Below are 12,428 nucleotides of genomic sequence, written 5' to 3'. Positions count from 1 at the left end.
AGCACCACCAAAGGGATTTATCCTTTTCCTTCGACCATCCGGCCGACTTTTGGCTGCATTAATTGGATTTATCCCTCTCATTTACTCTCCAACGAACAATCGCTCCCCGGGCGATGGAGGCAACGCCATCCATCCCGAAGGAGCGACTATATCTTCCTTTAATATTTCTCATCCAATGTCTCTCATTCTATATCTCTCATCCAAGATGTCTCATAATTAGTATGCTCTCACCCAATAGACCTTCCCCGTCATCTCTCTCCTGCTCCACCCTCGCAAGCGGCCCCCGGCCACGAGTACAGGCCATTCAACCACCAACCACATCTGCACGGTATTCCTGCGGCGTGGTTCCGGTCCATTTTTTGAATACCCGGGTGAAGGATTGCGGGGTTACGTATCCGATTAATGAGCCGACCTCCGCGACCCTTAGCTCCCCTCTACGCAGCAGTTCCTTGGCCTGGCGGACGCGCATATCCTCGATATACTCGGACAGATTGATTCCCCGTTCCTGCTTGAACAGGCGGGACAGATAGGAGGGATTGAAGTGGATCAAATCGGCCAGACGGACCAGCGACAGGTCCTGGTCGAGATTCTCTTCTATATATAAGCAGATCCGGTCGATGACACCCGCTGCCCGTTTCTGCTCCCCGCTCTTCCTGACAGAGAACAGCAGCTCCGCCGTGTTCCGAAGATATTGGAAGGCTTCGCCAAGCGAACGGTGGATTTCAAGCTGCATCAGCCCGCTTGCCCCGATCTCCTCGTCCGCTTCCCATCTGTTCGTATACGACATAAGCATCAGGGCAATGGTGTAATACAGCTCAGTGAGATACGGATTGCATCTTCCCGGGTCCTGCCCCGCCGGTTCAGCCATCTCCCCGAACAGCTGGAGGAACTCCTCCTTGCGGCCCGCCTCCAGATGCGCAGCCAGAGTCTCCACCTTGCCCTGCATGAACCGGTCACGTACGGTATCCGGCGCCGCCACTTCATTCAGCTGCACCTTCTGCACCATCCGCTCTCCGTCTCCTGCCCGGTAATGCTGAACCTGCCTGGCTTTATCGTACACTACCTGCAGCCTGGACCAGGCAGACTCCGCCGCACTGAGAGTGATGGCTATCCCGACCTCCAGCGATTCCCGGCACGACTGCTGAATCAGCTCGAAGGTGCCTTCAAGGAATTTAATCATCTGCTCCAGATCCTCCGGCTGCGAAGCCTCTCCCGTCCCGCCCGGCTGAATCAGCCAGATCAGGTCACCGTACCGGTCGATGACCCCGAGGCTGACCGTCCGCTCCTTGAGCAGCTTCTCCGACAGGAACTTCACCGCGAGCGCCGTCTCCCGGCGGTCCATATACGTACGTGAGGATTCAGGATCACTGATGCTGCCCAGTGCGATCAACACCGGCCGCGAAGCATCCAGCGGAATGTTCAGACGGACGAAGTCCCCGGCCATATCCTGATCCGCCTTGACGCTGTGAATGAGATGGCGGAAATAATCTCCCTGTGCCAAGGTCTCCAGTGTGTTAAGCTGCTCCTTCGACTCACGGATCAGATCATTCACCTGCATGGTGTCGTTCAGCTCTTGGAGCGCACGCATCACCGCCTCAATCAGCTTCGGATAACCTTCATTCTTGAGCACATATTGGACGCCCGGAGCCTGAATCGCCTGGTAGACATAATTGAAGTCGCTGTGTCCGGTCAGGAAGACGATTTTGCATTGCGGCCAGCTCCGGTGGATATGCTCCATCAGCTCCAGCCCGTCCATCTCGGGCATACAGATATCAGACAGGACAATGTCCACCCGGGTCCGGTTCAGCAGATTTAACGCTTCGTGGCCTGAATAGGCCTTGTAGATGTCCAGTTCAAGCTCCATTTTGCCGAAAATAACCGCCAGGCCATCTGTGATAATCTCTTCATCATCCACGATAAGCATCCTGTACACCAGCATTCTCACCTCCAGCTCTAAGAAGGATGGTTACCCTTAGTCCGCCAAGCTCACTCCGGTCCGCCAGCAAGCCGCTCTCTTCCCCGAAGGTAATGCGGATGCGCCGGTGAATGTTCACTAGGCCCGTTGTCTCCGCCTGCTCCTGATAGACATTAAGGGACTCTTTCAATTGCTCTAGCGTATCATCGGTCAGCCTATCCCCGTTATCCTCGACGATAATGCGGATGTCCGGGCCTTCCTGTGCGAAGCGGATAATGATCAGGCCCTCCATAGCTTTCTTTTCCAGGCTGTGCTTGAACGCGTTCTCAATAATCGGCTGCACAATCAGCCTCGGAACAGACACCTTCTGCAGTTCCTCGGACAAGGCATCGAACCGGACTCCAATTCTGCGGGAGAAGCGCATGGCCTGAATCTCTGTATACATTCTTGCATGGTGAATCTCCTGCTCCAAGGACACCAGATCGGAAGCGTTACGGGTGACAAACTGGAAGTATTCGCCGAGCATCGTAGTAAGCTGTTCGATCCGCTCGGTATCGCCAGTCTTCGCCATCGTGTTCAGAATGAAGAAGCTATTATACAGAAAATGCGGGTTAATCTGTGACTGCAATTGCTTCAACTCTGCCCGCTGGGCCATAATCTTCTGCTTGTACACCTGATCGATCAAGGAATGCAGATTGCTCACCATCTGGTTGAAGCGGCTGTACAGATAACGGAATTCATCCTTCGACTCATGCTGGATATGAATATCCAGATCGCCCTGCTCCATTCTCCGAAAGCTCTTCACCAGCGTCAGCATCGGCTTATGAATGAACTTGTAGGTCGACAGTGCAAAAGCTATGATGATGGCAAGCGCAGCCACACCGAACACCCAGGCCCAGGTATAGAATTTGCTTAGCGGATTCTTGATAATATCCTCCGGGATGATCCGGTAAATGGACAAGCCAAGCTCCTGCGAGCCGGTCTGGACGATATAGTAAGGCGCGCCAGCAATCCTCAGCCTCTCCCCGGAGGCCACCGTGCGGATATCCCGGACATATTGGGACGGTTCCGCCCGCGCCAGCTCGCCGGTCATACTGTAGAGCGCGAATCTCGCACTATCGGAGAGCAATAGCGTTCCACTGCCGGGATACGTATTGAATTGGCCCAGCGCCGCCCGCAGCTCCTGGGTGTCCAGCTCAATCTCGACCGTCAGAACCGGCTCCGCCCCCTTGATGCCCCGCTGCTTCATCGCACTAAGATACAGGCCGCCATCCCACTCAATCACCTGGGAACGGCGGTCCCCGAAGACCGATCGGATCTCGCGGAAGCGCTTCAGTTCAATCTCACGCACACCGCCGACCGATGAGATAGTCCGGCCTATAGTCATGATATGAACCCTGACGTCCTTAATATACGTACTGCTGTTTTGCACGATGAACAGGCGTTTCATCAGCGAATTCAGATTCTCCGTGCGGTCAATGGTCGGCAGCGCCTCCCAGGTCAGGGCTAGCTTGTTCAGATCCTCATCCTCCAGCAGACTGTACTGCAGCAGCTTCATCCGCTCGATCTCATTCTCCATATCATTTAAGTAAAAGACGGTCTGGGCGCTGGCCGAGCTTCGAATATCGCTGCTGGCCGTTTGCATAATCCATTGATACAGATAAGCGGCGAAGACAAGAATAGGCAGCATAATGAGCAGAAAGGTCACAATCAGCCGCAGAAATATCGTATTGCGCAGTGAGTAATCCTTTTTGAACAACAATCCCAGACCCCCAGCAATCATTTTCACCATTATATCCTGAATCCGGGGGGAGCTGCAGACTTATGCATAACGTCCGGGAGGTTAACCTTTGACACTGCCGAGTACAATTCCCTTCACGAAATATTTCTGCAGGAACGGATAAGCCAGAATAATCGGCAGGGAGCCGAGGAAGATCTGGGAGGACTTCAGCGTCCGGTCTGAGATCAGCGCCAGATCAAGCATGGCATCACGCGACATATTCGACAGGTTCTGCTGGATTACAATCGTCTGAATATAGCTTTGCAGCGGATAGTTGGCCGGATTCCCCATGAGCAGCAGGCCGTCGAACCAGCTGTTCCAGTGCTCCACCATCGAGAATAAGGCCAGTGTAGCCAGTGCCGGCTTTGAGATCGGCACGAAGATGGACCAGACTGTCCGGAAATGGCCGGCCCCGTCAATCAGCGCCGCCTCTTCCAGCTCCTTCGGAATCTCCCGGAAGAAGTTAAGCAGCAGCACTACGCTGAACACAGGAACTGCGCCGGGCAGTACCAGTGCCCAGATGGAATCCAGCAGGCCATACTCCTTGAGCGTGGTATACCAGGGAATCAGCCCGCCATTGAACAGCATCGTGACGAAGAAGGCCCAGGCATAGACGCTGCGGAACCGCAGAGCATGCGATTCCTTGGATAGCGGGTAAGCGACAAGGATCGTTAACAGAAGATTCAGCGGCGTGCCGATGCCGATCCGCGTCAGGGAGACAAGCATCGACTGCCAGAATTCAGTCCGGCTCATCGTATACATATACGAGGCGAACGTGAAGTCTACCGGCCAGAGTCTGACATACCCTGCGGAAGCCGAGGCGCTTGAGCTGAAGGACACCGCTATAATATGAATGAGCGGCAGGATACAGAGCAGTGAGACCAGAATCAGAACGGTTGCGTTCAATACCGCAATCCCGTCAAAGCGTTTTTTGGGGCGAATGGGAGTCCATTCCTCCGGTTTGGGCGTTAGCTGTTGCTCCAAGGGTACTCCCTCCTCTAGAAGATCCGGTATTTGGCAAAACGGTAAGCCAGGAAATACGAACTGGAAATCAAGGTGAGCGATATGATTGATTTAAAGAAGCCGACGGCAGTCGCTACGCCGTATTGGGCATCCAATAGACCGATCCGGTAGACGAAGGTATCCAGGATATCCCCGCTCTCATAGACCTGCGGACTGTACAGATTGAAGACCTGATCGAAGCCCGCATTCAGCAGTTGACCCAGACTGAGTACCGATAGCAGGACAATGACCATACGTATGCCCGGAATGGTAATATGCCAGGTCTTGTGCCAGCGGTTGGCGCCGTCAATGGTAGCTGCTTCATATAACCCGGGATCAATGCCCGTTATAGCCGCCAGATATACAATCGTGCCGTAGCCAAAGTTCTTCCATACATCCGAGGCAATCAGCGTGAAGGGGAACCAGTCGTTGTCGCCGAGGAAAAAGATCTTGGAGACGCCGAACCATCCAAGGAATTCATTCACAATCCCGCCCGATGGAGACAGAATATCAATCAAGATGCCGCCAAGCACGACCCAGGACAAGAAATACGGCAGATAAATCGCTGTCTGCACGGACCGTTTAATCACATTACTGGCCAGCTCGTTCAGCAGAATCGAGAACACCAGCGGAATAATCAGGCCCAGAATCAGCTTGAGACTCGAAATAAACAGCGTATTCCACAGCACCTGTGTGAAGCTTGGCAGGTTCATCACATATTCGAAGTTATCCAGGCCCACCCACTTCTGATCCCCGAACAAGCCCTTGGCAGGGATGAATTTCTGGAACGCGATCATGACACCGGCCATGGGGACGTAAGAGAACAGAATGATCATCACCAGTCCCGGCAAAAGCATCAAATGAAGCGGCAGTTCTTTTCGCAGTTTTGCTCTCATCGTTATCCTCCACATCTGCAGGGCAAGAATGGAATGGAGGAAGAAAAGGTTGTTTTCTTCCTCCAGAGCAGCGCCTTATTTCTTAGTCGCTGCGTACCAATCATTGACCTCTTGCGTAATTTGATCGCCGCCCAGCTTCTTCCAGTCCTTCACGAACTGGTCGAACTTATCGATAGGATCACCCAGAATGATTTTGACAAACATTTCATTCTGCTGCTTCTCAAGCGTTGTCTTGCGCTCAACCATGGTCGGAGTCGGAGCGCCGACGAACTTCTCCTGCAGGAACTGGTCATTCTTGATATATTGGTCGGCTATGCCCATGGAACCCTGCTCTCCATAGATCCGCTCCCAGCCCCATAGGGAGAAGCCTTCTGTTGAACCTGAAGCATAGGACTCAAGCTTCTCCTGGATTGTCTTGGCTTCACCTTTCAGGGTGGAGAAATCACCGGCCTTGCGGGCAGCATCAATCTCCCGGAACGCGTCTACGTTCTTCGTTACCGGATACGGTGTAACCGGAGACAACTGCCAGACACTCTCTGCTTCCGGCGGTGCATAGTACTTATCGAATTCGGCCGTCTCGCCCCAGTTCTTCTCCACATGCAGATTGAACAATTTAATGACCGCTTCCGGGTGTGCGGCACCCTTCTTGACCGCGAAGAAGCGGGTCGTGCTGAACTTCAGAGGTACCTTCGGCGTGTCTCCCGATTCCGAGACAATCGGGAAGGCCTGCCACTGGGCTTTGGGATCGTTGTCACGGTTGAGCTGCAGCGGCCAGATGGAATTCCATTGCTCGCCATACTCCATCCCAATCTTGCCGGCTGAGATCAGCTCGGACACCTTGCCCCCGTCCTTCACGCCGAACTCCTGATCCAGCTGCCCCTTCTTGGCCATATCCTGCAGCACCTGAAGCGCTTTCTTCACTTCCGGCTGAATGCTGCCGTAGACCAGCTTGCCGCTGCCGTCATCCACCCAGATGTTCGGGTACGCATTGTATCCGGCCATGAAGCCTTCCAGTCCCATGGCTCCGCCCCACAGATCCTTGGTGATACCGAGGCCGTAGGTATCCTTCTTCCCGTTCCCGTCGGGGTCCTTATCGACGAACGCTTCAGAGATCGCCAGGACATCCGCCATCGTCTTCGGCGGCTGCATACCAAGCTTCTCCAGCCAGTCGGTCCGAATCCAGATATACATCGACCGTTCAATAGAGGATTCCAGGCTCGGAATAGCCATCAGCTTGCCGTCATAGGTCGCGGCATCGAACACACTCGTTCCTTCTCCCGACAGCACCTTCTTGGTGAACGGGGAAGCATACTTTTCATATAACGCCGTCATATCCTCAAGCTGGTCCGAATCGGCCAATTGCTTAAGCTGGGTGGCGTTGACCGGCGTTACATCCGGCAGATCCCCGGAGGCCAGGGTGACATTGATTTTCTGCAAGTATTGATCCGAGGTCTGGCTGCCCTTCACAATCCAGTTATATTTGATCTTGATGCCGAGCTGATCCTCATACAACTTGGTCCAGCGGTTGTTATCAATCGTCTCGTCCTTCAATACGCCAAGCACGTTATTCTCTACCACATCGCTAAGATCTCTGACGAACGACAACTCAATCGGAGGATCGTATTTGCCGAGCGGACTCTCATCTACAGCTGCACTTGGCTTCGGATCATTACCGGCCGGCGTTTCCTTCCCGCCGTTACCGGATTCCAGCTTACCCGAGCATGCGGATAACAGCAGTGCAGACAACAACAGGATGGAAGTACTCTTCAGTAAGCTCTGACCTTTTCTTGTACCTGTGTTCATAGTCAACCCCCAGTTCAATTATTGTGTTCTTTATTTTGGTTACGCTTTCATTATGGAGGAGACGCCTGTTTATTGACAACGCTCACATTTTTACTTCACTTATCCGCTATTGACATAATCCCGGATGCAGCGGTTTAACTGCGCCTATCTTACAGCTCCAGCCCTCCAGCTCCGGTTGCTTCTTCGCTACTCGCGGGATACTCCGGTTTGCTCTCATCACGGTAAGCGCCCGGCGTCATTCCTGTATACTTCTTGAAGACTTTAGTGAAATAATGCTTATCCTCGAACCCGACCTTCTTGCCGATGGCGTTCGCGGATAACCGGCCATGGGACCTGAGCAGCCTCTGAGCCTCCTTGATCCGAAATCCGTTCAGATAATTGACAAACGTATCGCCGGTCACTCTTTTAAACAGACTGCTGATATATTTCGGATGAAGATTCATCAATTCCGCCAGATGGTTGAGCGACAGATCATTCATATAATGGGTTTTGGTATAGGCCAGAATGCGCTTCGCATGGTTCGAATACTCCGGATCGGCTTCAGAGGGAAGCTCCTGTTCAATCCGCTCCAGCAGAGCGGCAATCTCATCCTTACCCAGCGGCTTCAGCAGATAATCCACCACCCCCGTGCGGAGCGCTCTGCGGACATATTCAAATTCATCGTAGCCCGTCAGAATAATGAAACGGTCGCAGAGTCCGCTCTCCCTGGCCGCCTCGATGAGCTCGAAGCCATTTTTCTCCGGCATATGAAGATCTGTAATGGTCACATCCGGCATACAGTCTATCATGAGCTCCAAGGCCTCAAACGCATTGTCCGCCCTGAAAACCTCCGTCCCGAGCGGAGCCGCCTCCCCGATAATCTTCACCAGCCCGTTCAGAATCAGCGGTTCATCATCTACAATCAGTACTCTCATGTTTGCCATTCCTCCTGTTGTAATGAGTATCGTCTGACAAAAAATAAGGTAGAGGCTCATCGCCTCTACCGGTTGTCCCTGATTTACTTGAACAGTTCCTTTTTCTTCTGATACGTCTCGTTGGCCCAGTCCACCAGCTGCTGCAAGCCCAGGCTCTCGGCAGTCTTCACCAGATTCTCGTAACTTGCCACCGCTTCCGCTTCAGATTTTGCCAAGTAGATCTTAACCTTTTCATTCTTAATCATCTCGTCGATTTTGGTCTTGAGCGTTTTCTCCGCAGAATCCGGTTGTGCCTGGATCAGGCCGAGCTGCGGCTTATAGGTTGTGATCGCCTTTGTCTCCATCAGCGCCTGTGTCTTCTGCTTGCCCGGCACATATCCTCTCATGCCCTCCATGACACCGTCATTGTACAGCACCCACCAGCCGATGCCGTTCGCATTCATGAAGTCCTGATCAGAGGAATCATACTTCAGATCCGGGTGTCCCTCTTCATTCCACGTCCAATGCTCGCCCTCAACCCCGAACATCGTCAGCTTCTTCCCTTCGTCACTGGCCAGATATTGCAGAAGCCTGATTGAGGCCTCCGGGTCCTTATTCTTCTTAGTGATAAAGGTGCCGGCGAAGCCCAGTCCTGTGCTTACCTTCTTCGCTTCTTTGGTCAATGCGCTCGGCAGCATTCTGAAGGTAAACGTACCGTTGTTTTTCTTAACCGCGCTGTTGTCCGTATCCGCAGTGCCTACGGTGTGGCCGTGGGCGAACGCTTTGCCGCTTGTCGCATATTGCTCGTCGATCTGATCATTGGCAAACGCAAAGTTCTCAGCCAGAATGTAGCCACCCCGGTACAAGCTGTTCATGAATTTGAAGAACTCCAGCATTTGCGGCTGTCTGATGAAATAATCCACTTTCCCGTCTTGTTCAACCCAGTTGTCAAACAGGGCCTCGGCACCGAACTGCTGGAGAAAATATTGCTCGATCCAGTTTTTGTCCAGCACCAGCGGCACCATGTCGGGATACTTCTCCTTGACCATACCGAGCACCTTCACGAAGTCATCCAGTGTCTTGATTGGGGGATTCCCCAGCTCCTTCAGGATGTCTTCACGCACCGCAATCCCCGGATTGCCGTCCCCGCCGAGCGCAAATTTATTCTTGGACATCTCTTCCTGGGTGGCGAAGGCATTGCGGACCGTATAGAAGTTGCCGTCATCCATCGTATTGATGGCAATTCGGGTGGCATCCAGCTTGAAGTCCGGCGCATACTTCTCGATTAGCTCATTCCACGAATACGACAGCTTGGCATCGGACATCCGGCCTACGTTGCTGGAGGTGAGCACCAGATCCGGCAGATCGCCTGAAGCAATCATCAGCGGGAGCTGCTTGTCGTCTGTAGCTACGGTTACATTCAGCTTAACGCCCGTCTTCTCGGTGATTTTCTCCGCAATCGGCCCTTTCCAGTCCTTGGTTGCCCACCAGGGAAAATCAATGAACAAGGATAATTCCTTTACAGCTCCAGCTCCGGGTGTTGCGGCCACTCCCTCCTGCTTGGTACCGCTGTTGTTGCCTCCGCCGCAGGCGGACAATAGTCCCAGCGTCAAGGTAACTGCCATGGTTGCCGCAAGCGTCTTGCGGCTTGTTGTCTTTGTCAATGTAATCCCTCCATAGTATTAGTTCACAGGAATATCCAGGCTAACCGGCTCCAGCCCGTCAACGCTGACTGTCAGCGTGGAGATTCCCGGCTCAACCCCTGCACGGACAACGGCCAGCAGTCTGCCTTTGAAGGAAGTGAACCAGCCGGTAGTATAATTCTCGGTCGTCTGGGGTCTGCCGGTACCGAAGCCAGCCAGAGACGCTGCGCCTTCTACCCGGGCAACCGCCGGCAGCGAGGCTTCCGGCACGCAATGGCCGGCGGCGTCGATAATCTCAACAACCGCGTAACAGAGCGACTGCCCATCTGCAGCAAGCTCCTTCTTCTCTGCAATAATCCGGATTCCCGCCGGCTCTCCGGCCGAGTGGAGCACATCGCTTGAAACTTTGCCGTCCTTGGTATAACTCACTGCCTCCAAGGTACCCGGCATATAGGTAAGAACAAATCGCGCCTTGAAGCGGTTAACCTTGCCTGCGGGTTGCCTGCCCAAGCTTACACCGTTCAGAATGAGCTCGACTTCCTCAGCTGCCGAGTAGACTTCGACAGTAACAGGTTCGCCTTCATACCCGATCCAGCTCCAGGCATGCTCGCATTCCGTCCAGCCCCATCCGCTAATCAGCTCGGTTTTGCCGTAGTTTTCAGGACGGTGTGAAGCAATGAAGGTTTCGTCAGAACCCCAGACAATCCGCCGGTAAGCAAGCTGGGGGCGCGCGAAGCCGCACAGATCGAAATCCGCATCATAGGACAGACGCCAAGGGTAGGGGGACTCATGTAAGGTTTTACGCCGTTCGTCCGCCTCCTCCGGTTCCGTATAGATCGTTTTGCCAAGGCCTGCTTCCCCGATGTAATCGAAGCTGGTCCAGTTGAAATCGCCGATAATATAAGGATGGCGTTCTACACCTTCCCAATATTGATCCATATCTCTGGCTATGCTCTCGGTCGAGCAGATCACCCGGTCAGGATATTTATGGGCAGCGGCATCGAATTGATGAATCAGATAGTTATAGCCCACAATATCGAGCGGAGCGCAGAAGGCTTCCGTATAGCCATCCCACACCTGCTTGCCGAACTCCGTGTCGAAGTTGACGAACCCTGCCGACTCCTTGGGCGGATTCTTGAGATCATCATAGAACCGCTGCTGATCCTCATCCTCCAGCCCGCTGAAGAATGTGCATACCGCGTTGGTAACCGGACGGGTCGGGTCCAGTTCCCTGACCCATGCCGTGAGCCGGGCAGCCCACTCATATCCGCCGGACAATCCTCCGCGCTCATTAACTTCATTGCCTGTTGACCACATGATGATGCTGGGATGATTGCGGTCACGCCGGATAAATGCTTCAATGTCAGACTTCCAGTTGCGCTCAAAATACAAACTGTAATCATGCGGATTTTTGTCCATCGTCCACATATCGAAGGCTTCATTCATCACAAGCAGGCCCAGCCGGTCGCAGGCATCCAGCATATCCCTTGACGGGGGATTGTGGGCGCAGCGGATGGCATTGTATCCGTTATCCTTGTGCAGCTTCATTTTGCGGTACTCGCTGTCGCTGTAGGAAGCGGCGCCAAGAATCCCGTGATCATGGTGCACACAGCCGCCTTTCAGTTTGACCGTGCGCCCGTTCAGCATCAGACCGTTCTTCACATCAACAGTGAGCGTCCGGATGCCAAACAGAGTGCTGTCACTGTCATAATGTTTATCGCTTCCATTCAGAGATGCAGTAATGCGGTACAGAGACGGGGAATCAATATCCCAACATTCGGCATGGTCAACCGCGACTGTCACCCGGCCCACGGCTTTCCCGGCCGCAGGTACATAGACTTGCACCCTTCCGCTTCCCGCCTCAGCTCCTCCGGCTTCCTTCTCCAGTTTGAGGTCTACCCACACACTGGCGGGGGTATCCGCATGATTCGCTACCGTTGTCTCCACAATAATGAACGCTGTGCCGCCCACGATATGCGAGGTGCGGGCATAGATTCCCCATGGTACGATATGCAGCTTCGGACTGGTTAACAGATCGACATGGCGGTATAGGCCTGACCCCGTGTACCAGCGGGAGTTGGGCTGTGCGGCATTATTCACCGTCACCGCGAGCCGGTTCGGCTTACCGGGCCTCATATAAGGTGTGAGGTCAGCATGGAATGGCGTATATCCGTAATGATGCTGGGCTACGGTATGCCCGTTGAGTACCACAGTGGTGTTCATATACGCGCCGTCGAATTTGACCAGCACTCTTTTTCCCTCAGCCTCGGCCGGGATATCCAGCATCTTGGTGTAAGTACCGATCCCGCCGCCGTAATATCCGGTTGCTCTCCCGCCGGGAGCCTCCGCCCACGTATCCGTTTCAATCGTAAAGTCATGCGGCAGATGAACGATCCTCGTCTGCCCGTTTTCCTTGCTTTGAATGTGAAACGGCTTCCCGTGTTCAAACTCCCAATTCCGGTCCAGATTCTCTCTAAGCAATGTTTATCTCTCCCT

The 12,428-nt window shown here is 53.6% G+C and carries 8 protein-coding genes; all 8 read right to left on the bottom strand.

Going from position 1 to position 12,428, the window contains the following annotated elements:
* Positions 1-304 precede the first annotated feature (304 nt).
* Positions 305-1,924 carry a response regulator gene (locus NYE24_RS32845; protein ID WP_342477653.1) on the bottom strand — a complete coding sequence of 540 codons (1,620 nt, stop codon included), beginning with the start codon at positions 1,922-1,924 and terminating at the stop codon, positions 305-307.
* A complete protein-coding gene (locus NYE24_RS32840; protein WP_076157563.1) occupies positions 1,908-3,677 on the bottom strand; it encodes a histidine kinase in 1,770 nt (589 codons plus the stop codon). Before NYE24_RS32840 ends, NYE24_RS32845 begins: the two co-directional genes overlap by 17 nt.
* A gap of 81 nt (positions 3,678-3,758) precedes the next feature.
* Positions 3,759-4,637, bottom strand: a complete 879-nt coding sequence (locus tag NYE24_RS32835) for a carbohydrate ABC transporter permease (protein ID WP_036693535.1) — start codon at positions 4,635-4,637, stop codon at positions 3,759-3,761.
* Between the two features lie 56 nt (positions 4,638-4,693).
* The gene (locus NYE24_RS32830) at positions 4,694-5,593 is read right to left on the bottom strand and encodes an ABC transporter permease subunit (protein ID WP_076157406.1); all 900 of its coding nucleotides are present in this window, start codon (positions 5,591-5,593) and stop codon (positions 4,694-4,696) included.
* Positions 5,594-5,668: 75 nt separating this feature from the next.
* A complete protein-coding gene (locus NYE24_RS32825; RefSeq protein WP_342477652.1) occupies positions 5,669-7,396 on the bottom strand; it encodes an extracellular solute-binding protein in 1,728 nt (575 codons plus the stop codon).
* Positions 7,397-7,545: 149 nt separating this feature from the next.
* Positions 7,546-8,310: a helix-turn-helix domain-containing protein gene (locus NYE24_RS32820; protein ID WP_342477651.1), complete on the bottom strand. Its 765-nt coding sequence runs from the start codon at positions 8,308-8,310 to the stop codon at positions 7,546-7,548.
* A gap of 83 nt (positions 8,311-8,393) precedes the next feature.
* Positions 8,394-9,953, bottom strand: coding sequence for an ABC transporter substrate-binding protein (locus tag NYE24_RS32815; protein WP_342477650.1), 1,560 nt, complete (start codon positions 9,951-9,953; stop codon positions 8,394-8,396).
* An 18-nt stretch (positions 9,954-9,971) separates the two neighbouring features.
* Positions 9,972-12,413 carry a glycoside hydrolase family 2 TIM barrel-domain containing protein gene (locus tag NYE24_RS32810; protein ID WP_342477649.1) on the bottom strand — a complete coding sequence of 814 codons (2,442 nt, stop codon included), beginning with the start codon at positions 12,411-12,413 and terminating at the stop codon, positions 9,972-9,974.
* Positions 12,414-12,428 lie beyond the last annotated feature (15 nt).

Origin of the sequence: Paenibacillus sp. FSL H7-0350, from assembly GCF_038593195.1 — a bacterium.
Taxonomy (GTDB): domain Bacteria; phylum Bacillota; class Bacilli; order Paenibacillales; family Paenibacillaceae; genus Paenibacillus_AQ.
This window is presented reverse-complemented; position numbering and strand designations above follow the sequence as displayed.

Excerpts from the sequence above, each read along its gene's own strand:
- NYE24_RS32825 (WP_342477652.1), bottom strand. The coding sequence starts at position 7,396 with ATGAACACAGGTACAAGAAAAGGTCAGAGCTTACTGAAGAGTACTTCC.
- NYE24_RS32845 (WP_342477653.1), bottom strand. The coding sequence starts at position 1,924 with ATGCTTATCGTGGATGATGAAGAGATTATCACAGATGGCCTGGCGGTT.
- NYE24_RS32830 (WP_076157406.1), bottom strand. The coding sequence starts at position 5,593 with ATGAGAGCAAAACTGCGAAAAGAACTGCCGCTTCATTTGATGCTTTTG.
- NYE24_RS32820 (WP_342477651.1), bottom strand. The coding sequence starts at position 8,310 with ATGAGAGTACTGATTGTAGATGATGAACCGCTGATTCTGAACGGGCTG.